The sequence below is a fragment of the Sphingomonadaceae bacterium OTU29LAMAA1 genome (assembly GCA_024072375.1).
Classification (GTDB): Bacteria; Pseudomonadota; Alphaproteobacteria; order Sphingomonadales; family Sphingomonadaceae; genus Sphingomonas.
The window spans coordinates 2,681,081-2,705,236 of sequence record CP099617.1 but is presented as its reverse complement, the minus strand read 5'-3'; the positions used below and the strand labels follow the sequence as shown (position 1 = coordinate 2,705,236).

General features: G+C 66.8%; 23 protein-coding genes. 14 read left to right on the top strand and 9 right to left on the bottom strand.

What is annotated here, in order from left to right:
* The first annotated feature begins 41 nt into the window (after positions 1-41).
* The 3 genes from ubiG to NF699_13130 all read left to right on the top strand — a co-directional run bounded on the left by ubiG (position 42) and on the right by NF699_13130 (position 3,026).
* On the top strand, positions 42-767 hold the full coding sequence (gene ubiG, locus NF699_13140; GenBank protein USU04003.1) for a bifunctional 2-polyprenyl-6-hydroxyphenol methylase/3-demethylubiquinol 3-O-methyltransferase UbiG: 726 nt from the start codon (positions 42-44) through the stop codon (positions 765-767).
* 79 nt (positions 768-846) lie between these two features.
* Positions 847-2,283, top strand: a complete 1,437-nt coding sequence (locus NF699_13135) for a glycosyltransferase family 39 protein (GenBank protein USU04002.1) — start codon at positions 847-849, stop codon at positions 2,281-2,283.
* Positions 2,280-3,026, top strand: coding sequence for a polysaccharide deacetylase family protein (locus NF699_13130; GenBank protein ID USU04001.1), 747 nt, complete (start codon positions 2,280-2,282; stop codon positions 3,024-3,026). Before NF699_13135 ends, NF699_13130 begins: the two co-directional genes overlap by 4 nt.
* Here the strand turns inward: NF699_13130 and NF699_13125 are convergent.
* Positions 2,975-4,186 carry a glycosyltransferase gene (locus NF699_13125; GenBank protein ID USU04000.1) on the bottom strand — a complete coding sequence of 404 codons (1,212 nt, stop codon included), beginning with the start codon at positions 4,184-4,186 and terminating at the stop codon, positions 2,975-2,977. The genes NF699_13130 and NF699_13125 overlap by 52 nt on opposite strands.
* Before the next feature lie 10 nt (positions 4,187-4,196).
* On the bottom strand, positions 4,197-5,135 hold the full coding sequence (locus NF699_13120; GenBank protein USU03999.1) for a hypothetical protein: 939 nt from the start codon (positions 5,133-5,135) through the stop codon (positions 4,197-4,199).
* On the opposite strand from NF699_13120, the gene NF699_13115 reads away from it, so the two are divergent.
* Positions 5,109-6,311 (top strand): glycosyltransferase, encoded by a 1,203-nt coding sequence (locus tag NF699_13115; protein ID USU03998.1) that lies wholly within the window; start codon positions 5,109-5,111, stop codon positions 6,309-6,311. The genes NF699_13120 and NF699_13115 overlap by 27 nt on opposite strands.
* Here the strand turns inward: NF699_13115 and NF699_13110 are convergent.
* The 6 genes from NF699_13110 to pyrE form a co-directional block, all read right to left on the bottom strand.
* A complete protein-coding gene (locus NF699_13110; GenBank protein ID USU03997.1) occupies positions 6,285-7,361 on the bottom strand; it encodes an AI-2E family transporter in 1,077 nt (358 codons plus the stop codon). The two genes, NF699_13115 and NF699_13110, sit on opposite strands and share 27 nt — an antisense overlap.
* Before the next feature lies 1 nt (position 7,362).
* Entirely contained in the window at positions 7,363-8,313 is a 951-nt protein-coding gene (gene lepB / locus NF699_13105) for a signal peptidase I (protein USU03996.1), read from the bottom strand.
* Positions 8,310-8,720, bottom strand: a complete 411-nt coding sequence (acpS, locus tag NF699_13100) for a holo-ACP synthase (protein ID USU07088.1) — start codon at positions 8,718-8,720, stop codon at positions 8,310-8,312. Before acpS ends, lepB begins: the two co-directional genes overlap by 4 nt.
* Before the next feature lie 255 nt (positions 8,721-8,975).
* Positions 8,976-9,707, bottom strand: a complete 732-nt coding sequence (locus NF699_13095) for a pyridoxine 5'-phosphate synthase (protein ID USU03995.1) — start codon at positions 9,705-9,707, stop codon at positions 8,976-8,978.
* Positions 9,704-10,813, bottom strand: a complete 1,110-nt coding sequence (locus tag NF699_13090) for a beta-lactamase family protein (protein ID USU03994.1) — start codon at positions 10,811-10,813, stop codon at positions 9,704-9,706. The genes NF699_13095 and NF699_13090 overlap by 4 nt, the downstream gene beginning before the upstream one ends.
* A complete protein-coding gene (pyrE, locus tag NF699_13085) occupies positions 10,810-11,391 on the bottom strand; it encodes an orotate phosphoribosyltransferase (protein ID USU03993.1) in 582 nt (193 codons plus the stop codon). Before pyrE ends, NF699_13090 begins: the two co-directional genes overlap by 4 nt.
* Before the next feature lie 209 nt (positions 11,392-11,600).
* Between pyrE and coxB the strand changes: the two genes are divergently transcribed.
* The 4 genes from coxB (at position 11,601) to NF699_13065 (ending at position 17,709) form a co-directional block, all read left to right on the top strand.
* Positions 11,601-12,749 carry a cytochrome c oxidase subunit II gene (gene coxB, locus NF699_13080; GenBank protein ID USU03992.1) on the top strand — a complete coding sequence of 383 codons (1,149 nt, stop codon included), beginning with the start codon at positions 11,601-11,603 and terminating at the stop codon, positions 12,747-12,749.
* A gap of 1 nt (position 12,750) precedes the next feature.
* Positions 12,751-14,427 carry a cytochrome c oxidase subunit I gene (gene ctaD / locus NF699_13075; protein ID USU03991.1) on the top strand — a complete coding sequence of 559 codons (1,677 nt, stop codon included), beginning with the start codon at positions 12,751-12,753 and terminating at the stop codon, positions 14,425-14,427.
* Between the two features lie 184 nt (positions 14,428-14,611).
* The gene (locus tag NF699_13070) at positions 14,612-16,318 is read left to right on the top strand and encodes a DUF1800 domain-containing protein (GenBank protein ID USU03990.1); all 1,707 of its coding nucleotides are present in this window, start codon (positions 14,612-14,614) and stop codon (positions 16,316-16,318) included.
* Positions 16,319-16,323: 5 nt separating this feature from the next.
* The gene (locus NF699_13065; protein USU03989.1) at positions 16,324-17,709 is read left to right on the top strand and encodes a DUF1501 domain-containing protein; all 1,386 of its coding nucleotides are present in this window, start codon (positions 16,324-16,326) and stop codon (positions 17,707-17,709) included.
* 147 nt (positions 17,710-17,856) lie between these two features.
* On the opposite strand, the gene NF699_13060 is transcribed toward NF699_13065, so the two are convergent.
* Positions 17,857-18,750: an iron-containing redox enzyme family protein gene (locus NF699_13060; protein ID USU03988.1), complete on the bottom strand. Its 894-nt coding sequence runs from the start codon at positions 18,748-18,750 to the stop codon at positions 17,857-17,859.
* Positions 18,751-18,898: 148 nt separating this feature from the next.
* Here NF699_13060 and NF699_13055 point away from each other — a divergent pair, with 148 nt between their 5' ends.
* The 6 genes from NF699_13055 (at position 18,899) to thrC (ending at position 24,151) form a co-directional block, all read left to right on the top strand.
* Positions 18,899-19,801: a heme o synthase gene (locus NF699_13055; GenBank protein USU03987.1), complete on the top strand. Its 903-nt coding sequence runs from the start codon at positions 18,899-18,901 to the stop codon at positions 19,799-19,801.
* 178 nt (positions 19,802-19,979) lie between these two features.
* Positions 19,980-20,489 (top strand): cytochrome c oxidase assembly protein, encoded by a 510-nt coding sequence (locus NF699_13050; GenBank protein ID USU07087.1) that lies wholly within the window; start codon positions 19,980-19,982, stop codon positions 20,487-20,489.
* A gap of 35 nt (positions 20,490-20,524) precedes the next feature.
* Complete coding sequence (locus NF699_13045; protein USU03986.1) at positions 20,525-21,457, top strand: cytochrome c oxidase subunit 3; 933 nt, start codon at positions 20,525-20,527, stop codon at positions 21,455-21,457.
* Entirely contained in the window at positions 21,457-21,831 is a 375-nt protein-coding gene (locus NF699_13040) for a DUF983 domain-containing protein (GenBank protein USU03985.1), read from the top strand. The genes NF699_13045 and NF699_13040 overlap by 1 nt, the downstream gene beginning before the upstream one ends.
* Positions 21,828-22,424, top strand: a complete 597-nt coding sequence (locus NF699_13035) for an SURF1 family protein (protein USU03984.1) — start codon at positions 21,828-21,830, stop codon at positions 22,422-22,424. The genes NF699_13040 and NF699_13035 overlap by 4 nt, the downstream gene beginning before the upstream one ends.
* 335 nt (positions 22,425-22,759) lie before the next feature.
* Positions 22,760-24,151 carry a threonine synthase gene (gene thrC / locus NF699_13030; GenBank protein USU07086.1) on the top strand — a complete coding sequence of 464 codons (1,392 nt, stop codon included), beginning with the start codon at positions 22,760-22,762 and terminating at the stop codon, positions 24,149-24,151.
* Positions 24,152-24,156 lie beyond the last annotated feature (5 nt).

Here is a 24,156-nt window from a genome sequence, read left to right as displayed (position 1 = left end):
AACTCCTTGGGGTAAAGGGGCCGTCCTGATAGGTAGCGGTCATGGGAAGCGCAAGCAGCACGATCGATCCGCGCGAGGCGGAGCATTTCGGGACGATGGCGAAGGACTGGTGGGACCCAAGGGGGTCGTCGGCGATGCTGCACAAGCTGAACCCGGCGCGGCTCGGCTACATCCGTGCCGCGGTGGACCTACACTGGGATGGCGACGATACCAGCTTCACGCCGCTGGCGGGCAAGACCGCGCTCGACGTCGGCTGTGGCGCAGGTCTGCTGTGCGAGCCGTTGGCAAGGCTGGGCGCAGCGGTAACCGGCATCGACGCGGCGGCGGAGAATATCGTGGTGGCGCAAGCGCATGCAGCGCAGGGCGGCCTCACGATCGACTATCGCGCGGTCGGCGTCGAGGCGATGAGCGAACGCTTCGACCTCGTCACCAGCCTGGAGGTGATCGAGCATGTCACCGATCCCGCCGGCTTCGTGCGCGGGCTGGCGGAGGCGCTGGCGGACGGCGGCCTGCTGGTGATGTCCACCCCCAACCGCACGCCACTGTCGCGGCTCGCGCTGATCACGCTGGCGGAGGGCACGCGGCGCATCCCGCGCGGCACTCACGACTGGGATAAATTCCTGACGCCCGACGAACTGACTGGCCTGCTGGAACGCGCCGGCCTCACGGTGACGGATGTACGCGGACTGGGCTTCTCGCCCGCGACAGGCTTCACATTGTCCGATTCGACGCAGCTCGACTATTTCGTGACGGCGAAGCGGCTGTAGTTTTCCTCGATCCGCACAGGGATAACCGCCCGCACCGGGAAGGATTGAGCAGGCTGCCCCGCCCCGCTACCCGTCCGCCATGCAAGCACTGACCAACCCGCGGCTGCGCCTCCCGATCCTGCTGCTGGTCGCGATCGCCGCACGCTGGCTGACGTTCGGCAATCCGCTCGTCCATGTCGACGAGGAATTCTATTTCGTCACGGCCATGCGGATGTGGCAAGGCGCCCTGCCCTTCGTCGACGTCTGGGATCGCAAGCCGGTCGGGCTGTTCCTGCTCTATGCCATTCCGGCATGGCTGGGATTTCCGGCAGGCATCTGGGCGTATCAGATGATGGCGCTCGCCAGCACGGTCGCGACCGCATGGCTGATCGGCAGGCTGGCCGATCGCCTCGGCCACCATCATGGCGCGACCGCGGCGGGCCTCGCCTACATCCTTTGGCTCGACCTGCTCGGCGGACAGGGCGGACAGACGCCGGTCTTCTACAATCTGCTGACGATCGCCGCCGCGCTGCTGATCCTCTCGTCCGCCGCGACGCCCCGCCGCCGCCTGTACGGGCTGGGCGTGATGGCGCTGATCGGCGCGGGCCTGCAGATCAAGACGTCGCTGGTGTTCGAGGGCCTGTTCTTCGGCCTGTGGCTGCTCGCCGACGAATGGCGGATCGCGCGGAAACCGCTCGCCCTGTCCGGCTACGGCATCGCGCTGGTGATCGTGGCGCTGCTGCCGACAGCGGCCGTGGCAGGCTATTATCGGGCGGTCGGCGCCTGGGATGCATTCGTCTACGCCAACGTCGTCTCGATCTTCCAGCGCGTACCCGATCCGCTGTCGGAACTCGCAGGCAACATCGGCGAGATGGTGCTCATCACCTCGCCGATCGTCGCCATCGCTATTCTGGCGGCGATCAGGACCACGGCGCAGCCCGACCAGCGCCGCGAACGGCGGTTCGTCACGCTATGGCTCGCGGTGGCGATCGGCAGCGTGCTGATCTTCCGGCCATGGTTCGACCATTATGCACTGCCGGCGCTGCTGCCCGCCTGTGCGATGGGCGCTGCGATCTGGGGCAGCGAGCGTTGGCGACACCGTTATACCCCCGCACTGCTGCTGACGGCTGCGCTCGCGGGTCAGATCGTTCTGATCCTCCAGAACCGTGGGCGCGGCGACGGACGCGAGCTGGCCGCCATGGCGGCGGCCGTCGGGCACGGTCCCGGATGCCTGTACGTCTATTCGGGCTCGACCATGCTCTACGCAGCGACCGGTCGTTGCGCGTTGTCGCGCTACCTGATGCCCTCGCATCTGGTCCGCGCACGCGAAGCCGGCGCCACGGGCGTCGATCAGGATAGCGAGATCCGCCGCATCCTCGCCGCCCGGCCAGAAGCGGTCGTCATCCGCCCACCCTATCGCGGCGAACGTCCCGCCGCGCATGCGATCGTCACCGCGGCGATGGTCCGCGACTACCGTCTGGCCGCCCGGCTGCCGATGGGTAACGAGATCGTCCAGGTCTATCGCCGCATCCCGTGACGCGTCTGCTCGCCTCGATCCACGACGTCTCGCCGCGCTTCGAACATGAGGTCGATCGCCTGCTCGACCATCTTGCACCCCATGTCGGACGGCGGCTGGCGATGCTGGTGGTGCCCGATCACTGGGGTGACGCGGCGATCACCCCGACCTTCGCGCGTCGCCTGCGCGACTGGGCGGACGAAGGCGTCGAGATGTTCGTCCACGGCTGGACGCATCGCGACGACGGCCGTCATGCCGGAGCCACCGCGCTGAAGGCGCGCCACATGACCGCGGGCGAGGGCGAGTTCCTCGGCCTCGATCACGCGGAAGCGTTGCGCCGGATGCGGATGGGCAAGGCGCTGGTCGAGGATATCACCGGTCGCCCCGCCGCGGGCTTCGTCGCACCGGCATGGCTGTATTCCGATGGCGCGCACAGGGCGCTGGCCGATGCCGGCTTCGCGCTGGCGGAGGATCACCTGCGCGTCTGGCGACCGGGCGGCGCGATCGTCGCACGTGGCCCCGTGATCACCTGGGCCAGCCGGTCGCGGATGCGGCAGTGGAGTTCGCTCGCCGCCGCCGCGACGCTACGCCACGTGCTCCAGCCGGCACCGACCGTACGGATCGCGGTGCATCCCGGCGACACCCGCGTATCGGCCTTGCTTGCCAGCATCACCGCGACCTTCGCCGCGTTCGCCCGCCATCGGCCCGCGACCTATGCCGACCTTCTGATCGATCCGTCGCGGGCGGCGATCACACCGGCGTAATGCGCCACCAGATCGGCGGCGTGCTCGACGTCGCTGCGCACCCCCGCCGCGGCGACGCCGGCCGCCCGGCGGACCAGCGACCGATCGCGCGACAGCATCCGCAGGATCGCCGCGGCGCACGATCGCACGTCACGCTCCGCATAGACCTCCGCGAACGGGGCATCGGCGATTTCCGCGGTGCCGCCGCCATCCGGCACGATCAGCGGCGTACCGCTCGCCAGCGCTTCCGCCGGGACCAGCCCGAACGTCTCGGTTCCGCAGCCGTGGATATAGGCGTCGGCGCTCGCCATGATCGATGCCAGCCGCCGCCGCTCGTACACCGGCAGGAACAGGCGGATATGCGGATTGTCGCCGATATGCCTTTCCAGCGTGCGGGTATCGATGCCCTGCCCCAGGATGACGAGTCCGACCGGCACCTGCGCACCGGCACGTTGCACCGCGTCGATCACGGTCGGCCATCGCTTTTCGGGATGATGGCGGCCGACGCCCAGCAGCAGGTGCGCCTGCGGTGGCAGGCCGCATTGCTGCAACAGCGCCGCGCGAAGTCCCTCGTCGCGCAGGGCGGGCGAGAAATGGCTGCGCTCGATCCCCAGCGGCATCGTCGCATCCACCCGCACGCCCCGTCCGGTCAGGCGGCGGGTCAGCGACGGACCGTTGGTCACCACCGTATCATATCGATCGAGGCAGCGGCCCAGATAGCGGTCGTACCACGCGAACGCGCGCTCGATCCGCGCGCCCGACGCCACCGGCCGCAACCAGCGCTTGGGATAGGATTCGACATTGTCGTTGTGCATGAAGAATGCGCGGATCGCCGCCCCCCTCGCATGCGCCGGCCGGGGGTCCTGCCAGCCCGATACGATCCATGCGCTGCGCCATGGCGAACAATTTTCGATGACGTCGGGCAGCAGCGCGTCGAGCCGGCGATGGATCGGCGCGGCATCCCAGAACAGCCCGTAATTCGCGTCGAACGGCATGCCGGGCGATTTGACGTAATGCACCGCGCCGCCGCCGGGGCGTTCCTCCACCCGATCCTCGCGGCCGGGGGCGATCACGATCAGTTCGTGGCCCATCGCCGCCAGCAATGCGATCTTGCGATCGACATAGGTGCGTACGCCACCCCCGGTCGGCGAATAGAATTCGTTGACGTCGACGATCCTCATACCGGAACCGTCATCGCCGCCGTGTCGCCAGATGATGGACGCCGAACCCGACGATCAGCACCGCGTGGACCAGCAACACCGCCGCCGCGGTAAATGCGATCAATTCGGACAGCGCCTGATCCTCGCCGATCATCAGGATCGCGAAATTGGCGAACAGCAGGTCCTTGTTCGGCAACAGCGGCAGGCGTGAAAACAGCAGCCGGCCGGCAGACAGGAACAGCCAGGTTCCGATCGCGACCTCCGGCATCGCCGATGCCCACGCCAGCGCAAGGAAGCCCGTGCCGAGGATCAGCCGCACGCAATGCACACCGAACACCGCCCACAGCTGCGCACGCGGCAGCGAGAACACCTTGCGCGAAAAGATCAGGAACGGCAGCGACGTGCCGAAGATCACCGCCAGCGATCCGTAGACGTAGCGCATCATCTCGGGCGGGATCAGGTCGCGGCCTGCCGGCAGCGCGACCGCGATCATCGTCAGCGTCACCGCATTGCCGGCGATCGCCGACAGGATCGACACATCCTTCACCGCCCCGAACGGCGCCGCGACCAGCCGCGTCCGTTGCCGTGCCCAGGCGTAGAAATACGCTTCGCCCGAATAGCCCATCACGACGTCGTTCGCGATCCGCTTCTTGATCAGCGCCACCAGCCCGGCGAGCGGGATGCCCCACAGCCGGCGAAAGATGACGTAATCGGCCAGCGGCGGCGTGAGGTACAGGCCGACGAAGGCGATGTAGAACACCGGATTGCGCGGCGTCGCCCGGTTCAGCCCGGCCAGCCCGGAACTGAACAGCTCGTGGCCGAGGCCGGCCAGCATCGCCACGGTCACCAGCGCGCCCAGAATGGCAGGCCAGCGGCTCTTGATGGTCGTCAACGGTTGAAGTCCCGCGATCTCGGGGGAAGGCGGCACCAGTTCGACGTCGCCATGGCCTGCATTCTGATCGATCTGCACCCGATGGTCCGCACGATGAAGGTGGCGCCGCTTAGCCGGGCAGGCGACGCTTTGCACATGAAATCCGCGCCGCGGACGGCCTGCGTTGGCGCGATGCGGCTGACTGTGGCAGGACGACGCCCGACGATGGCGGCCGATCATATCCTGACCTACGCCCGCACCCTGTCCGGCGGCGGTGTCGAGCGGGCGCAATTGCGGCTGGCGCGCGGATGGCTGGCACTGGGCCGGCGGGTGACGCTGATGATCGGCGACGAACGCGGGCCACTCCGTGACGAGCTGCCCGACGGCATCGGTCTGCACCCCCTGCGCGACGACCGCTACAGCGCCCAATTCGCCCTGCCCGGCATCGTCCGGCAGCTGCGCCCGGACGTCCTGTTCTGCCCCGGCAATTTCTACACCGCCATCGCCGCCTGGACACGGGCGCGGCTGGGTTCCGACTGCCCGCCGATCGTCGTCAAGATGTCCAACGCCGTCGATCGCGGCGATCACGGCCGGATCGCGGCGGCCGGCCATCGGCTCTGGCTGGCGCAGCATCACCGGTTCTGCGACCATCTCGTCGCCATGACCCCCGCGACCGCGGCGCAGGCGGCACGCGCGACCGGTATGACCGGCCGGACCAGCGTCATTCCCAATCCGGTCGTCGCATCGTCCGGCGACGGCGACTCGCCGTGGCTTCCCCCCGGCCGCGTCGTGCTCGGCGTCGGCCGGCTGGTCGCGCAAAAGCGCTGGGACCGGTTGATCGACGCCTTGCCCACGCTGCCCGACGACGTGCAGCTGGTAATCCTCGGTGAAGGCGATGTGCGCTCCGCCCTCGAACGGCGGGCATGCGCCCTGGGGTTGGCGCATCGCGTCCACCTGCCGGGCCATGTCAGCGATCCGATGCCCGCGATGGCGCGCGCCGCGGTGCTGGCGCTGCCCAGCGATTACGAGGGCGTGCCCGGCGTTTTGCGGGAGGCGCTGTCCGTCGGCACGCCGGTGGTCGCAACCGATTGCAGCCCGGCGGTACGCGAGATCATTGCGACGCCTGCGCTCGGCAGCGTGGTTGCCCTGGGCGACCACGCCGCCCTGGCCGCGGCACTGGGCCATTGGCTCGACGCGCGCCGCCCTGCGCCGGTGCCGCAACCCGGCGCGGACGCCGCCGCGCGCTACCTACGCCTGTTCGACACCCTCGTCTGATCCGTCGCGCTCGCCCTCGCGCTCCGAACTGCGTTCCAGCGCGGTCTTGACCATCGCGGTCATCGGGTCCGCCAGCGCCAGCCCGAGGATGCCGAACAGCGCGCTCGCCATGATCTGGGCGCCCAGCGTAAGCGCCGGCGGCAGGTCGACCGTCTTCTTGGCGACGATCGGCAGCAGCACATATCCGTCGAAACCCTGCACGACGATATAGGTGCCGATCGCCCAGTAACCGACATCGGTGCCCGCCGAGAAACCGACCGCCACCATCAGCGCGCCGCTGATGAACGCGCCGATATTGGGGATGAACGCGAGCAGCCCGGTCAGGATACCGAGGATCATCGCCATCGGCACGCCGCCGATCGACAGCGCGATCCACGTCAGCACGCCCTCCGCCAGCATGCCCAGCAGCCGCCCCGCGAGCAGGCGCCGCAGCGTCTTGCCCATCCGCTCCAGCACCACTGCGAACTCCGCGCGGTTCGACCGCGGCACCATCCATTCCAGCCCGCGCTGGTACGTGCGCGGGTCCATCGCGACGAACAGCCCGATGACGATGATCATGAACATCGTCGTCAGCGCGCCGAAGGCGGTGCCGACCCAGGAGGTGATTCGGCCGACCGAGCTCAGCGCCTGCCGCGCGATGCCGCTGACGTCCGACGCGCCCGGCATCAACCCCTGCGAACTCAGCCAGCCGGCGACGCGGTTCGCCTGCGATTCCAGCGTCGTGCGCAGCTGCGAGAATTGCGCCGACACCTGCACGCCGGTGAGATAGAAGGTGCCGAACAGGAACGCGATCGTCAGCAGCATGACGATCAGCAACCGCCAGCCGCGCCCGATCGGCAGCACCTTGCCGAGCAGCCGCACCCCGCCGTCGAGCAACGCGGCGAACACCAGCCCGGCGAAGATGATCAGCAGCGGCTGGACCAGGATCACCGCCAGCGCGATGGCGCCCGCCAGCCCCAGCCACACTGTCGCCCGCTTCAGCTCCTGCCGGACGAAGGGATCGCGCAGCTCGTTGGGGCTAGGCTCTTTGGCGAGCGGCGCGTCGGTCAAACTACTTCCCTTCGGCCGGATGCAGCGACAGGCCTGCACGGTTGGATCGCAGCGAACCCCACCAGGTCAGCGGATTCCAGCTGGCATCGCCGTCGAGGCTGAAGGTCAGGAATTCCGCCCGGCCGCCCAGATTTTCATAGGGAACCGGCCCACCCAGCCCGAGCTGCGACAACGGAAAGCGGCTGTCGGCCGACCGGTCGCGATTGTCGCCCATCAGGAAGACGTGGTTGGCGGGGATCGTCACCGTCGCGAAATTGTCGCCCGGGCTGTCCGGCTCCATGTCGACCGTGTCGTAATACCGGCCGTTCGGCAGCGTTTCGGTGACGATCGGCAGGTGGCAGACGTAACCGCCGCCGGCTGCCGGACGGCGGGCGCCATAATATTCGCTGTCGCTGCACGGGCTGTTGGTATCGACCGGCAGGTCGACGTAATGCACCGTCCCGCGGGCGATCGGCTTGCCGTTGAGGATCACCGTCCCCCCGCGCACCGCCAGCGTGTCGCCGGGCAGGCCGATGACGCGCTTGATGTAGTCGTTGCGCGTACCCGGCGGGGTCACGATGACGACATCGCCGCGTTCCGGCAGGCTGCCGAACAGGCGACCGTGGACGAATGGCAAGCCGACGCTCCAGCTCTCCTCGGGCTGGCGCAGCACCAACCCCTTGAAGATTGCGACCGGATTCGGGATCGTGGGCGAGACGAACGACCAGCCGTAGCTGAATTTCGACACCACCAGCCGATCGCCGATACGAAGTCCGGGCAGCATCGATTCCGACGGGATGTAGAACGGCTTGGCGACGAAGCTGTGGAAACCCAGCACGATCAGGATCAGCCAGAAGATGCCCTTGATCTCGCCCCACCAGTCCGTGGTCTTCTTGCCGGGTGCAGCGTCCGCCGGCGGGGGCGTGGCCGCCGTTTCGGTGGGCTGATTGCCGTCCAACACCGCTTCCTTCATGCCTTGGAATCCGCGATCGCCTCGATGATCACAAAGGCTTGCGCCCATGGATGATCGTCGGTCAGGGTCAAATGTACGGCCGCGACGTGGCCTTCGGGGATCAACGCGTCAAGCCGTTGCTTGGCCCCGCCCGTCAACGACAATGTCGGCGCGCCGGAGGGCGCGTTGACCACGCCGATGTCCTTCATGAACACGCCAGCCCTGAAGCCGGTGCCGACCGCCTTCGAAAACGCCTCCTTGGCGGCGAACCTCTTGGCCAAGGTGCCGGCCTTGGTGAACGGGCGGCGGGCGGCCTTGGCGCGCTCGTGATCGGTAAACACGCGCGCCTCGAACCGCTCGCCGAACCGGTCGAGCGACTGCTGGATGCGCTCGATATTGCACAGGTCCGAACCGAGGCCGACGATCATGCAGCTGGTCCGGAGAGAAGAAGGTTGTTTCGCGCGGAGACGCAGAGACGCGGAGAAGAAGAGGAGAATGAATGGGCCGTACGCGTGGCCCGTGCCGGATATCGCGCCGAAGGCGCTACCGCAGCGTGACGGCTCGACGGATAGCGAAGACATCTGCCCCAAGCCCCGCAGCCAGCCAAACCTCCTTCTCCGCGTCTCCGCGCCTCCGCGCGAACCAGCCTTCCTTCTTCGCGGCTGAGCGTCTTCGCGTGAACCCTAATCACGCGCCGCATCCATTTCCTCGCGCATCCGCCGCACCGCATCGCCCAGTCCGACGAACAGCGCCTCACCCACCAGAAAATGGCCGATGTTCAGTTCGCGCACCTGCGGAATCGCCGCGATCGGCCCGACGTTGTCGAACGTCAGCCCATGACCCGCATGCACCTCGATCCCGTTCTTCGCCGCCAGCGCCGCCGCATCGGACAGCCGCCGCAGCTCCGCCGTCCGCGCCGCGCCGTCGATCTCGGCATACCGGCCGGTGTGAAGCTCCACCACCGGCGCGCCCAGCCGGATCGCGGCATCGATCTGCGCCGCCTCGGGTTCGATGAACAGCGACACGCGGATGCCGGCCTCGCGCAAGTGCGCCGCGAGCGGCGCCAGCCGCGCGAACTGGCCCGCCGCGTCCAGCCCGCCCTCGGTGGTCAATTCCTCGCGCTTTTCCGGCACGATGCACGCCGCATGCGGCCGATGCCGCAGCGCGATCGCCAGCATCTCGTCGGTCGCCGCCATTTCGAGGTTCAGCGGCACCGTCAATTCCGCCGACAGCCGCGCGATATCGTCGTCGGTGATATGCCGCCGATCCTCGCGCAGATGCGCCGTGATCCCGTCCGCCCCCGCGTCCACCGCCAGCAGCGCCGCCCGCACCGGGTCGGGATAGCCCGCCTCCCGCGCGTTCCGCACGGTGGCGACGTGATCGATGTTGACGCCCAAGCGCAGGTGTTCGGTCATGATGGCGTTCCACAGGCGACGGCGGACAGGAGTTCGTAGCTCAACCCCTTCCCCTGCCAGATTTCGCCGAAATCGAATCCGGCAAGGTTGGTGAAAGCGATGATCGCCATATCGCGATCGGGAAGCAGGATATTGCGCACTTCGAACCGCCCGATTTCGCCACGGCGCTCCACGATACGGAGGGGTTTGGCACAGCCGCGCAAGGGCGCCTCGAACACCCATTGCCCCAACGCCATGTAGCCCAGCTTCGGATCGGCCGCCCACATCGTCGCGCGGGCGGGCGCGGGCAGCAGCTTGCCGGACAACAGCCCGCGATCGAACGCGAGCAGATCGTCTTCGGTGCCCATCAGCCCGCCCGCAGCGCCGAAGCGGGCGAGGATCGACAATTCGTCACGCCTTGGTCCAGCATAGAAGCTTTCCACCCACGGGTTCCTCTGCCCGCTGCGATCGCCAGCGAACGCGCTGGCCTTGAGCGCCAGCGGCGCGGCGATCCGCTCGCGGAACAGGGCAGCCATCGTCCGCCCCGTTACCCGCTCGAGCACCGCTCCCAAGACGATATAATCGCAGTTGTTGTAACGCCATCGACCGCCGGGGACACTCCGCGCGGCGACACACCATGTCACGCCGGTCGGACCGATCGAATAGAAGCCGGGCTTGCCTTTCCAGGCGAAACTCAGCGTATCGACAGCGGTATCGTCCGGATTGCGCAAGCCGCTTTGGTGTTGCAGCAATTGCCGGATCGTCGGCGACCGCGCCTGGCCGAGAGCCGGAACGTAGCGCGCGGCGGGCACGTCGAGTGCGATCCGTCCGCGTGCGACCTCCTGCATCACCAGCGTCGCCAGCACCTGTTTGGTGACCGAAGCCCACGGCCAGATCATATTGTCACCAAAGCGGCCCTGCTCGTTGGGTCGGGTGTCCGGGACGCCGCGTGGCTCGCCGAATTCGGCCCGCATCACGATCCTGTCACCTCGGGCGACAAGCACCCGGCCGGCGAAGCCGCTCCGGTCCAATGCGGCGAGCGCCGCCGCCGGTCCGACGCGGTCCAGCACCCGGGCCTCCGCCGACGATCCCAGAACAGCCAGAGCGCCAAGCAGGAAGCGGATCACGCCGCGCGGCTGCCCGGCTTGATCGCGGGGATTGCCGCCAGTTCGGGTGGCAGCCCGTCGGCAGCGTAGGTCGGCACGTCCAGCCGGATCAGCGCATAGAAGGGTACGCCCAGATCGACGGTGCCGCCCGAACGGTCGACCAGCGACGCGCCTGCGATCACGCGCCCGCCCGCGGCCTCGATCGCCAGAATCGCCTCGCGGCTGGACAGCCCGGTGGTGACGACGTCCTCCATCATCAGCACCTCCTGCCCTTGCTCGAGCCGAAATCCGCGGCGCAGCTCGAACGTGCCGGTGGGACGTTCGACGAACATCGCCTCGACGCCCAGCGCACGCGCCATCTCGTGCCCGGCGATCACGCCACCCATCGCGGGTGAAACCACCGCGCTGATGCGAGCCTTGATCTCGCCCGGCATGCGCTCGACCAGCGCGTCGGCCAGGCGGGCGCCGCGGCGCGGGTCCATCAGAACGCGCGCGCATTGCAGGTAGCGCGAGCTGTGCAGGCCCGACGACAGGATGAAATGCCCCTCCAGCAGCGCATCGGCGGCGCGGAATTCAGCCAGCACGTCGTCGTCGGTCATCGGCGGTCTCGCTAGGAATACGTCGGTATCGGCCGCTCATAGGTGCTTGGCCCGCCGAGGCCAAGCAGCGCCGAGTCATAAACATATGGCGACCGCTTGAGGCGGAGGGCACCCCCGCGTATAGGCCATGGCAAAAGGGGCGTAGTCTTACGCCTAAAACGGCCCGTTCGCCGGGCGGGCGAGGGAATCTGGACGGGGTGACGACACGCATGCGCATGAGGTTCAAGGGGATCGCACTGGCCACCGGCCTGTTGCTGACAGGGCTGGGGGCAGCATCGCAAGCCGCCCAACCGGCTCCGCAGGGTGCCGCCGCGCCCGCCGGCGTCTCCAACATCGCCCCCACCACCGCCAACGCGACCGCCCCGGCCGCGCCAGCGTCGCCGCTGCTGGCGCAGGACGGCGCGCCAGCGGTGCAGATGGAACCCGGTGTCGGCCATCCAGTCGACGGTCGCATCGGCATCCAGCCGCAGGTGACCACCAATGGCGAATTCGCCCACTGGTTCCACGATTCGATCCTGTTCCCGCTGATCACCATCATCAGCGTGTTCGTGCTGTTGCTGCTGATCTACGTCGTCATCCGCTTCCGCAAGGCAGCGAACCCGATCCCGTCCAAGACCAGCCACAACACCGCGATCGAGATCATCTGGACGCTGGCGCCGGTGATCATCCTGGTGCTGATCGCGGTGCCGTCGATCGGCCTGTTGCAGGCGCAGTTCAAGCCGGCCCCGGCAGGTGCGGTGACGCTGAAGGCGATCGGCAACCAATGGTATTGGTCGTATCAATATCCGGATCATGGCGGGTTCGAGATCACCGCCAACATGCTGAAGGAAAAGAATCAGGTCGCCGCCGGCGAACGCTTCCGCACCGATGCCGACGGTCCGCGCCTGCTCGCCGCCGACAACCGCATCGTGCTGCCGGTCGGCGTGCCGATCCGCTTGATCACCACCTCGCAGGACGTGATCCACAGCTGGGCGGTCCCCGCCTTCTGGATCAAGCTCGACGCGGTGCCGGGCCGGTTGAACGAGACCAGCTTCACCATCGACAAGCCGGGCCTGTACTTCGGCCAGTGTTCGGAACTGTGCGGCGCGCGTCACGCCTTCATGCCGATCGCGGTGCAGGCCGTACCGCAGGCGCAGTTTGCCGCCTGGGTCCGCGCCAAGGGCGGCACGATGCCGGCCCCCGGCCAGCTCTCCGACAAGGTCATTCCGCAGCCCGGCGCCGAAGGCTCCGCGGTGAAGCAGGCCGAGGGCAACGAGGCGGATGCCGCCACCGGCCCGGTCGAGAACGTGACCACCACCGCTCCAACATCTTCGCAGGGTGCAACCGGCAATCCGGCCACCGGCAACGCGGGACAGTAAGATGACCGATACCGCCCTCCATCCCTCCTCGTCTCATGGGGCGGCCTTCGTCGCACATGACGATCACGCCCACGCCGACGCGGACCACAAGCCGGGCTTCTTCGCCCGCTGGTTCATGTCGACCAACCACAAGGACATCGGGACGCTGTACCTGATCTTCGCGATCATCGCGGGGATCATCGGTGGCGCGATCTCGGGCCTGATGCGCGCCGAGCTGGCGCATCCCGGCATCCAGTATCTCGTCGGCTGGGCGAACTTCCTGCCCGGCGGCGACGGCGGCCTCGACCACGCGCTCCACCTGTGGAACGTGCTGATCACCGCGCACGGCCTGATCATGGTGTTCTTCATGGTCATGCCGGCGATGATCGGCGGCTTCGGCAACTGGTTCGTGCCGATCATGATCGGTGCGCCGGACATGGCGTTCCCGCGCATGAACAACGTGTCGTTTTGGCTGCTGATCCCCGCCTTCTCGCTGCTGCTCGCCTCGCCGTTCTTCGGCGGCGCCGGCACCGGCTGGACGGTCTATGCCCCGCTCTCGACCTATGGCGAGCCGGGACCGTCGGTGGACATGGCGATCCTGTCGCTCCACCTCGCGGGCGCCTCGTCGATCCTCGGCGCGATCAACTTCATCACCACCATCTTCAACATGCGCGCGCCTGGCATGACGCTGCACAAGATGCCGCTGTTCGTGTGGTCGGTGCTCGTTACCGCCTTCCTGCTGCTGCTCGCGCTGCCGGTACTCGCAGCGGCGATCACGATGCTGCTGACCGACCGTAACTTCGGCACCACCTTCTTCGATCCCGCTGGTGGCGGCGATCCGATCCTGTACCAGCATCTGTTCTGGTTCTTCGGCCACCCCGAAGTGTACATCATGATCCTGCCGGGCTTCGGCATCGTCAGCCAGATCATCGCGACGTTCAGCCGCAAGCCCGTCTTCGGCTATCTCGGCATGGCCTATGCCATGGTCGCGATCGGCGTCGTCGGCTTCGTCGTCTGGGCGCACCACATGTTCGTCACCGGCCTGTCAGTGAACGTGAAGATGTACTTCACCGCGGCGACGATGGTGATCGCGGTGCCGACCGGCATCAAGATCTTCTCGTGGATCGCGACGATGTGGGGCGGATCGATGTCGTTCAAGACCCCGATGGTCTGGGCGATCGGCTTCATCTTCATGTTCACCGTCGGCGGCGTCACCGGCGTCGTGCTCGCCAACGGCGGCATCGACGATTACATGCAGGACACGTACTACGTGGTGGCGCACTTCCACTACGTGCTCAGCCTGGGTGCGGTATTCGGCCTGTTCGCCGGCTTCTATTACTGGTTCCCGAAGATGTTCGGGAAGATGTACAGCGAACTGCTCGGCCAGCTGCACTTCTGGGTGTTCTTCGTCGGCGTGAACGTGCTGTTCTTCCCGATGCACTTCCTCGGCCTCCAGGGCATGCCGCGCCGCTATCCGGATTATCCGGACGCCTATGCGACGTGGAACGCGCTCGCGAGCCACGGCTACGAGATCATGGCCGCGGGCATGGCGATCTTCTTCGTCAACGTGATCTGGTCGCTGATCGCGGGCAAGCCGGCCCCCGACAATCCTTGGGGCGAAGGTGCCACGACGCTGGAATGGACCCTGTCCTCCCCGCCGCCGTATCACCAGTTCGAAACGCTTCCGCGGATCGATTGAGGCAAAAAAGCCCCGGCCTCACCGCCGGGGCTTTTTCGTTACGGTCACGACCAAATCCGTAATGTTCGCGCTGAACCGATCCATGTTAAGCATTTTCGTAAATCGTCGCGGGGCCACATTGCTGGTATGATCTGCCTTCGCTCCGGGAGAATCGCGGGCGGACCGGGTCGGGGGATCTGCAACAGTGCTGGATAGTGAACAGGCGGACGCCGGGGCGTTCGTCGCGCATGACGGGAGTGCCGACGGTTTCGTTGACCCGTTGAGGTTCGGCGGCGTCATCACACCCGCACTGCTCCTCGCCGCCTGCGGCGGTGGCGATGGCGGGTCCACCGCTGCGCCACCCGTCGTCTCTCCGCCGGTCGTCGTCGCACCCGCCGTCATCACGCCGACGCAGGCGAGTCGCTTCCTCGCGCAATCCACGATGGGCGCGACCCGCCCGATGATCGAATCGGTCGTCAGCCGACGCTACGAAGGCTGGATCGACGATCAGTTCGCCCTGCCCCGCGCGACGTCGCACTGGGACTGGCTGGTCGCCAACGGCTATTCCGCCGCGACCTACATCAATTCCGAAGCGGGCTTCGACGTCACGATGTGGCGCCAGATGATCATCGAGCCGGATCAGCTTCGCCAGCGCGTCGGCATGGCGCTGCTCGATCTGCTCGTCGTCGGCATCGGCGGGGTCAACCTCAACTGGAAACAGTTCGCAACCGCCGCCTATGTCGACGTGCTGCTCGACAATGCGTTCGGCAACTACCGGACGATCATGGATGCGATCACGACCAGCGCCGCGATGGGATCGTTCCTCACCTTCCTCGGCAATCGCAAGGCGAACGCTACCACCGGTGCACAGCCGGACGAGAATTATGCGCGCGAACTGATGCAGCTGTTCACGCTCGGTCTGTACCAGCTCAATACGGACGGCAGCGTCAGGACCAGCAACGGTGTGCCGATGGAGACCTACACCCCCGCCGATGTCGCGGGTCTGGCCCGCGTGTTCACCGGCCTCAGTCTCGCGAGCACCGTCAGCACCACGCCCGATCGCTATCGCCAGCCGCTGGTCATGAACGCCGCACTCAACGAAACCGGCGCGGCGAGCTTCTTGGGCACGTCGACCAGCGGCGGCGGCATGGCGGCGGTGAAGGTCGCGCTCGACACGATCTTCGCGCATCCCAACCTGCCGCCGTTCGTCTCGAAACAGCTGATCCAGCGCCTCGTCACCAGCAACCCCAGCGCCGCGTATGTCGGCCGCGTGTCGGCAGTGTTCGCCAACAACGGTGCGGGCGTGCGCGGCGACATGAAGGCGGTGATCAAGGCGATCCTGCTCGACACCGATGCACGCAGCGACGATGCGCTGACCAGCACCACCGCGGGCAAGCTGCGCGAACCGGTGATGCGGCTGACCGCATGGGCCCGGATGTTCAAGGTCAACTCGCCTTCCAATGCGTGGGGTATCGGCGACACGTCGAGCCAGTCGAACCGGCTCGGCCAGACGATGGGGCGCAGCGCCACCGTCTTCAACTTCTTCCGCCCGGCCTATTCGCCGCCGGCGAGCGGGATCAGCAATGCCGGCCTCGTCGCGCCCGAATTCCAGATCACGAACGAACAAAGCGTGGTCGCCTACGTCAACTACATGCAGGGCCTCGTCGCCAATGGCACCGGCGACACCAAGGCCGATTATACCGACATCCTGACCAAAGCGGCGGACAGCGCCGCGCTGGTGGACGAGGTCAATCTCGTCCTCGCCGCCGGACAGCTGAGCGCAGCCACGGTGACCGCAATCCGCGCCGCGGTCGACAGCGTCGCGGCGGCCGCGACCAACGGCCCGATCAACCGGGTCGGCATCGCGATCCTGCTGACGCTCGCCTCCCCCGACTTCCTGACGCTGCGGTGAGCCCCATGGACATGACCCGAGACGCCTCCCGCCGCGCCTTCCTCAAGCGCTCCGCCGCCCTCGGCGTCGCCGGCATCGCGACGCCGTTCGTCACCAGCCTCGCCGCGATCGGCGAGGCTGCGGCGGCGACCGCGACCGATTACAAGGCGCTGGTCTGCGTCTTCCTCTACGGCGGCAACGATTACGCGAACACGCTGCCGCCCTATGACGCGGCCGGCTATGCCCAGTACCAAGCCGCGCGCGCCAATATCGCATTGACCCGCGAATCGCTGGCGGGGACGATGCTGACCCCGACGATCGGCCTGCCGGGTGGGCGGCAATATGCGTTGGCGCCGACGATGAAGTCGCTGATGCCGCTGTTCGATCAGGGCAAGCTCGCGGTGGCGCTCAACGTCGGCACATTGGTGCAACCGACCACGAAAACGCAATATCAGCAGAATGCAGTCAAGCTGCCGCCCAAGCTGTTCAGCCACAATGACCAGCAGAGCTATTTCCAGGCCTCCAATCCCGAAGGCGCGACGTCGGGCTGGGGCGGGCGCATCGGTGACCTGTTCCAGAGCGGCAACGGCGCATCGACGCTGACGTGCATCAACGCCAGCGGCAACGCGGTCTACCTCACCGGCAAGTCGGCGGTGCAATATGCGATCGGCACCGGCGGCCCGATCCCGCTGATCAACAATGCATCGGCGCTCTTCGGATCGACTACCGCAGCCACGACGCTGCGCAGCCTGATGACCGGCAGCAACCCGCACCTGTTCGCCAGCGAACACGCCCGCGTCAGCAAACGCTCGCTCGACACCTATGCGCAGGTCAGCGGTGCGCTGGCCGGCGCTCCGGCATCCGGGTTCGGGCTGTTCCCGACGGGCAACAGCCTTGCCGACCAGCTCAAGATGGTCGCGCGGTTGATCTCCGTCTCATCCGAACTCGGCGCGAAGCGGCAGGTGTTCTTCGTTTCGATCGGCGGGTTCGACCTGCACGACAACCTCGTGGCGCAGCACCCCGCACTGATCGGTCGCGTCGCCGACGCGATGCGCGCCTTTTACGATACGACGGTGGCGCTCGGCGTCGCGGACAAGGTGACGAGCTTCACCGCCTCCGATTTCGGACGGACGCTGCAGTCGAACGACGACGGATCCGATCACGGCTGGGGCAGTCACCATTTCGTGATGGGGGGAGCGGTGAAAGGCCGCCGCTTCTACGGCACGCCGCCCGCGATCGGGAACGGGACACCCGACGATGTCGGACAGGGCCGGTTGCTGCCGACCACGTCGGTCGATCAATATGCGGCGACGTTGGCCAGCTGGTTCGGCGTCGGCAACAACGATCTCACGACCGTGCTGCCGAACATGGGCAATTACAATCCGTCGAGCTGGAATCTGGGCTTCGTGTGAACCACCGGTTCTTCGTAGAGCCATCTGACAAAGATGAACACCAAACGCGGCACCACCTCCCCCGTCAGGGGGAGGTGGTGCCGCAAAGCGGTGGCAGAAGGGGAGCTAAGCGGCGCATTATGACGCGCGACACCGCCCCCCCGACGCTCACCCCATCAACACAGCGCGATATGCTTCGAAGCAGCGCTCGCCACACCGCAACCGGATCAGCGCACCCTCGGCCATCGCCGTCGCCCGCCGCGGGTCCTCGCTCACCGCCGGACGAATCGCCTCGCGGTTCCAGTCCTCGCTATGCTTGATGTCCAGCACCGCATGCAGATCGAAATAACGGCGCTCCTTGTCCTTGAAGCCTAGCCGCCGCAGCCCCTTGGCGGTTGCTGCGGATCGATCCGGCGCCGTCAGTTCGATCACCCCCAGCGCACCCACCGAATGCCACGCATAACGGCGGCTGGTCGCCATAGCGGTCATCGCGTTGGCAAGGCACAGGCTCTGCCACAAAGTGTTTTCGATCACCGGGTTCACCGCCAGCGTCTCGACGAGCGCATCGAGCATCGGCCCGTGCATGCCCTTGGCATTGCCGCGGCCCATTTCATCCCAATAATTGCGCGCCAGCTCCAGCTTGGGCAGCGTCGGCAACTTGACCTGCGTCATCGCGACGAGGTCGTCGAATCCTGCCTCGCCGGCGGCTTCCTGTTCGAAGAACCAGCGGATCTGGTCGAGGTTCGCTTCTTCGGCCAGCCACGGGAACAGCGGATCGTGCTGTCCGGGCCCGCTCTGCTTCAGTTCCTCGAACCAGGCGATGAAGCCTTCGACGTCGGTCGGTGCAGCGGCAGCCTCGGCGGCGACCTCGTCACGCAATTCCTCGAGAAAACCGCCTTCGAGGCGCTGCATGCGGACATCGCGATCGAGCACGCGCTGCCAGTCTTCGATCGGGAATGCCGGCTCCAGCCGTTCCCGGTTCCAGTGCGCCAGACCACGCTGGAAGCTGTCGGTCAGAAATTGGGACGCGCGAATGTCGGCGTCTGCGATACGGGTAGCCATCGAAACTCTCTCCTGGTGGCTGGCTAACCGCTTGGTCTGCTTATCGTTCCTTGGCTTCCCGAGTCGCTTGATGTGGATCATGACGATACCGGCAGGCGCCCCGCTCGCCCTTTCTAATCGCCCGTCGCACGCGTATAGCATCGCGATCATGACGGCCGCGACGCCCCTGCTTCCCCCCGCCGACTGGCGCGATTTCCTGGCGCTGACCAAGCCGCGGGTGATGACGCTCGTCGTCTTCACCGGCTTGTGCGGGATGCTGGCGGCTCCCGTCGGCATCCACCCGGTGATCGGCTTCACCGCGATCCTGTGCATCGCGCTGGGCGCAGGTGCGGCGGGTGCGCTCAACCAATGGTATGAAGCCGATATCGACGCCAAGATGCGCCGTACGCAAAAGCGTCCTCTGCCCGATGGCCGGATGGACCGGCAGGCTGCGCTGCACTTCGGTGTCGGCCTTGCCGCCTTTTCGGTCATCCTGATGTTCGTCGCAGTGAACTTTGCCGCAGCCGCGATCCTGACCGTCTCGATCCTGTTCTACGTGCTGATCTACACCGTCTGGCTCAAGCGTCGTACGCCGCAGAACATCGTCATCGGCGGCGCGGCAGGCGCATTCCCCCCGCTGATCGGCTGGGCTGCGGCGACGGGCCATGTCGCGCTGCTGCCGGTGCTGTTGTTCAGCCTCGTCTTCCTGTGGACGCCGCCGCATTTCTGGGCGCTCGCGCTGTTCATGAACAGCGACTATACCAACGCCGGCGTGCCGATGCTGCCCGTCGTCGCGGGTGAACGCGTGACGCGGCGACAGATCGGCCTCTACACCATCCCGATGGCGCTGGTCGCGATCGCACCTTGGGCGCTCGGCCTGACCGGCGCGATCTACGGCGTTGTCGCCGTCGCCATGACGCTCGCCTTCGCCGGTCTCGCCGCGATCGTCGCGACGCGGAAGACGGGCACCGATGACACGATGAAGCCGGAGAAGCGCTTGTTCAGCTATTCGATCCTCTATCTGTTCGTGATGTTCGGCGCGCTCGTCGTCGATCGCTGGGTGTTCGCATGACCCCGGACGAACAGGACCTGATCCGCAGCCGCCAGAAATCGCGCGCGCAGGTGATGGCGTGGCTGCTCGGCGCGTTCGTCATCCTGATCTTCGCCGTCGCGATTGTGAAGATCCGCGAAGGGATGATGTGACGACCGCCGCCGCCCCCTCCTCCACCAAACGCCAGCTGCGCACCGCGATGTTCGCGGTGATCGGCATCTGCTTCATGACCGGCGTCGCCTGGGCGAGCATCCCGCTATATCGCATGTTCTGTCAGGTCACCGGTCTTAACGGCACGACGCAACGCGGCGAAGAGGCACCGGGCGCGGTCAACAAGCTGATCCGCGTCGATTTCGACAGCAACGTCGCCCCCGGCATGAAGTGGCGCTTCCGCCCCGAAGCCGGATCGGAAACCGTCAGGATCGGCGCGCGCGACATGGCGTTCTTCACTGCGACGAACACCGACACGAAGCCGGTCACCGGCACCGCGACGTTCAACGTCACGCCCAGCTCGGCCGGCAAATATTTCACCAAGATCCAGTGCTTCTGCTTCACCCAGCAAACGCTGAAGCCGGGCGAGACGCAGCGCATGCCGGTCATCTTCTTCGTCGATCCGAAGATCATGGACGACCCGGATGCGAAGGACGTGGAAACGATCACCCTCTCCTACACGTTTTACCCGGTGGATTCTGCCAAAACCACGGGCTAGAGCGTGGGATAAGAGGATAAGAACAGGGAAACGACATGGCTGGCGCCAAGAACCACGATTACCACATCCTGCCCCCCAGCATCTGGCCGCTGTTCGGATCGCTGTCGGCGCTGGTGATGGCGTCCGGCGCGATCATGTGGATGCATGGCGGACACCTCGCCGCCGACAAGGCCAATGGCGGCGGCTGGATTTTCTTCGCCGGCCTCGCGGGCGTATTGTTCACGATGTACAGCTGGTGGGCCGACGTGGTGCGCGAGGCGCATCACGGCGATCATACTCCGGTCGTGCAGCTTCACTTCCGCTACGGCATGATCCTGTTCATCGCCTCAGAAGTCATGTTCTTCGTCGGCTGGTTCTGGGCGTTCTTCGACTTCAGCCTGTTCCCGACCGCGATGAGCATCGTCGACGGCCAAGTCGAACGCGCTGCCGAGGGTGCGGCCGCGATTGCCGCGCAATGGCCGCCCAAGGGGCTGGAGGTCATCAACGCCTTCGAACTGCCGCTGCTCAACACGCTGATCCTGCTCACCAGCGGCACCACCGTCACCTGGGCGCACCACGCGCTGATCCACAACCAGCGCGGCGGCGAGAAGACCGGCCTGTGGGGCCTTCTCGGCGTCGGCAACCGGGACGGCGTGCTCAAGGGGCTGTGGCTGACGGTGGCGCTCGGCGTGCTGTTCAGCAGCATTCAGGCGTATGAATACGCTCACGCGCCCTTCCCCTTCAAGGGGATCAACTATGGGGCCGCCTTCTTCATGGCGACCGGCTTCCACGGTTTCCACGTCCTGATCGGCACCATCTTCCTCGCCGTCTGCCTGATCCGCGCGTACAAGGGCGACTTCACCCCGCGCCAGCATTTCGGCTTCGAAGCCGCCGCCTGGTATTGGCATTTCGTCGACGTGGTGTGGCTGTTCCTGTTCGTCACCGTCTACGTTTGGGGTGGCTGGGGCGCGCCGGTCCACGGCGGCTGATGACGGAGGCGACCTCACCGGCCATCGTTGAGGTCGCTCTGAAAGGGCTGTGTCCGCGCTGCGCACAGCCCACGTTGTTCGCCGGCTGGATCAAATTCGCCGATCGGTGCCGCGCCTGCGGGCTCGATTACACGCAGTTCAACGTCGGCGATGGACCGGCGGCGTTCCTCACCCTGATCCTCGGCACCATCGTCGTCGCCGGCGCAATCATCCTCGAACTGACGCTCAGTCCGCCATTGTGGCTGCACATGCTGATCTGGATTCCGGTGACGCTGGCCGGAGTCGTCTGGTCGCTCCGCATCGCCAAGGGCGCGCTGATGTCCGCCGAATATCGTAACGCCGCGCGCGAAGGGCGGATCGACCCTAATTCATGAAGCGTATTCCCGTCGTCTCAACCATCGTCGTCGTCATCGCGGTGGCGGCGATGATCGCCCTCGGCCTCTGGCAGTTGCTCGATCGCGCCCCGAAGAAGGACGCGTATATCGCGCAGCTCGCGGCCAACCCCGCCAAGCCGCCGATCGCCTTCCCCGATCTGCCTGACGAGACGCTGCTGTTCCGGCGCGCGTCCGGCCTATGTGTCGAACCCGTCGCGCAACGCCTCGCTGGCGCCGGTGCTGCGGGCTTCCGCCTCATCGTCGAATGCCGCACCGGGGCAGAGGGTCCGGGGATGATCGTCCAGCTCGGGACCACCCCCGATCCGAAGTTTGCCGGTCGCTGGACCGGCGGCCCAGTCTCGGGCTTCATCAGTCACGCCCCTGATTCGCGCTCGCTGATCGGCTCGCTGTTCGATCGCACCCCGCAACGCCTGATGCTGGTCGCCGATACGCCTGCGCTGGGCCTGGGCGCGAACGGCAAGCCGGACCTGTCGTCCGTCCCGAACAATCACCTGTCCTACGCGGTGCAATGGTTCTTCTTCGCCGCCATCGCCGCAGTGATCTACGTTCTGGCGGTACGACGGCGGCGGTAAGCCTCACGACCGGGGGAAGACGGCAGCACCACTCCCGCGTCACCCCGGCGACCCTTTGCCCACCCTCCCGCCACAGCGCATAAGCGCTGTCCTACACGCAGCCGGCAATGTATCTCCCGCGCATGTCCGACCGTCGCAACCGACCCACCCGCGTGTCCTGCGGCACCGGGCAAGGCGGCGTTTTCGACACAGACGTACCGTCAACTTCGGCAACTTCCGAACGTTCGAATCGGCAAATCACCTCTCCGCCGCTCCGTCCGGGCGATAGCCCCACCGTGCCTCGCCCCAAGAATCCCGCCGTTGCCCCTCACGCCCTCGCCCGCTACCCAGCCGCGATGCGCTATGTCAGCACCCGCGGGGCCGCGCCCGCCCTCGATTTCCGTGACGTCACCCTCGCCGGGCTGGCGTCGGACGGCGGCCTCTACCTGCCGGAGGCATGGCCCAGCCTGACCCGCGATCAGATCGCTGGCCTCGCCAACCTGTCCTATGTCGACACCGCCGTCGCGGTGATGACACCCTTCGTCGGCGACGCGCTGACCGCGGCAGAGCTGAAGGACCTGTGCACGCAGGCCTATGGCCGTTTCAGTCACGCCGCGGTGACGCCGCTGGTCCAGCTCGACCATGACCAGTGGCTGCTCGAACTGTTCCACGGCCCGACGCTGGCGTTCAAGGACGTCGCGCTCCAGCTGCTCGGCCTGTTGTTCGAGACATTCCTGACCGGCACGGACAAGCACCTCACCATCGTCGGCGCGACCAGCGGCGACACCGGCTCCGCCGCGATCGACGCGATCGCCGGTCGGCAGGGCGTCGATATCTTCATGCTCCACCCCGCCGGCCGCGTGTCGGACGTGCAGCGCCGCCAGATGACGACGGTGCTCGCCCCCAACGTCCACAACATCGCGATCGACGGCGATTTCGACACCGCGCAGGCGCTGGTGAAGCGGATGTTCAACGATCCCGGCTTCTCGGGCACGTTCGCGCTCTCGGCGGTCAATTCGATCAACTGGGCGCGGTTGATGGCGCAGGTGGTCTATTACTTCTACGCCGCGGTTCGCCTCGGCGCGCCCGATCGCGTCGTCGCCTTTTCGGTGCCGACGGGCAATTTCGGTGACGTGTTCGCCGGTTACGTGGCCGCGAAGATGGGCCTCCCCATCTCGAAGCTGATCGTCGCGACCAACGTCAACGACATCTTGCACCGCGCGATCTCGGCGGGTGATTACAGCAAGGGCGTAGTCCAGCAGACGCCGACCCCGTCGATGGACATCCAGGTCAGCTCCAATTTCGAGCGCCTGCTGTTCGACCTCGGCGCGCGCGACGGCGCGGCGCTGTCGGCGCAGATGCAGGGCTTCGAATCGTCGGGCGCGATGCGCCTCACCGACGAACAGCACACCGGCGCGGACCTGTTCGCCAGCGACCGCGTCGATCTGGACGACATGACACTGGCGATGCGCTGGGCGCACGAGCATGCCGGTCAGGTCATCGACCCGCACACCGCGATCGCGCTCGCCGCCGCCCGCCGCCACCCGAGCGACGTGCCCGTGGTAACGCTCGCCACCGCGCACCCCGCCAAGTTCCGCGACGCCGTCGAGCGCGCCACCGGCCAGCGTCCCGAACTGCCCGGCCGGATCGGCGACCTGTTCGACCGCGAGGAGCGCTTCGCCGAGCTGCCCGGCACGTTCGAGGCGGTGACCGGCTACATCGCCGAACGCGCGGTGCCGAAGGGTTGAATGCG

Coding starts and splice junctions, on each gene's coding strand:
- NF699_13115 (USU03998.1), top strand. CDS start 5,109: ATGGCCTGCATTCTGATCGATCTGCACCCGATGGTCCGCACGATGAAG.
- NF699_13135 (USU04002.1), top strand. CDS start 847: ATGCAAGCACTGACCAACCCGCGGCTGCGCCTCCCGATCCTGCTGCTG.
- ctaD (USU03991.1), top strand. CDS start 12,751: ATGACCGATACCGCCCTCCATCCCTCCTCGTCTCATGGGGCGGCCTTC.
- NF699_13035 (USU03984.1), top strand. CDS start 21,828: ATGAAGCGTATTCCCGTCGTCTCAACCATCGTCGTCGTCATCGCGGTG.
- acpS (USU07088.1), bottom strand. CDS start 8,720: ATGATCGTCGGCCTCGGTTCGGACCTGTGCAATATCGAGCGCATCCAG.
- NF699_13045 (USU03986.1), top strand. CDS start 20,525: ATGGCTGGCGCCAAGAACCACGATTACCACATCCTGCCCCCCAGCATC.
- coxB (USU03992.1), top strand. CDS start 11,601: ATGCGCATGAGGTTCAAGGGGATCGCACTGGCCACCGGCCTGTTGCTG.
- ubiG (USU04003.1), top strand. CDS start 42: ATGGGAAGCGCAAGCAGCACGATCGATCCGCGCGAGGCGGAGCATTTC.
- lepB (USU03996.1), bottom strand. CDS start 8,313: ATGAAGGAAGCGGTGTTGGACGGCAATCAGCCCACCGAAACGGCGGCC.
- NF699_13060 (USU03988.1), bottom strand. CDS start 18,750: ATGGCTACCCGTATCGCAGACGCCGACATTCGCGCGTCCCAATTTCTG.
- NF699_13055 (USU03987.1), top strand. CDS start 18,899: ATGACGGCCGCGACGCCCCTGCTTCCCCCCGCCGACTGGCGCGATTTC.
- pyrE (USU03993.1), bottom strand. CDS start 11,391: ATGACCGACGACGACGTGCTGGCTGAATTCCGCGCCGCCGATGCGCTG.
- NF699_13050 (USU07087.1), top strand. CDS start 19,980: ATGTTCGCGGTGATCGGCATCTGCTTCATGACCGGCGTCGCCTGGGCG.
- NF699_13065 (USU03989.1), top strand. CDS start 16,324: ATGGACATGACCCGAGACGCCTCCCGCCGCGCCTTCCTCAAGCGCTCC.
- thrC (USU07086.1), top strand. CDS start 22,760: ATGCGCTATGTCAGCACCCGCGGGGCCGCGCCCGCCCTCGATTTCCGT.
- NF699_13125 (USU04000.1), bottom strand. CDS start 4,186: ATGAGGATCGTCGACGTCAACGAATTCTATTCGCCGACCGGGGGTGGC.
- NF699_13095 (USU03995.1), bottom strand. CDS start 9,707: ATGACCGAACACCTGCGCTTGGGCGTCAACATCGATCACGTCGCCACC.
- NF699_13040 (USU03985.1), top strand. CDS start 21,457: ATGACGGAGGCGACCTCACCGGCCATCGTTGAGGTCGCTCTGAAAGGG.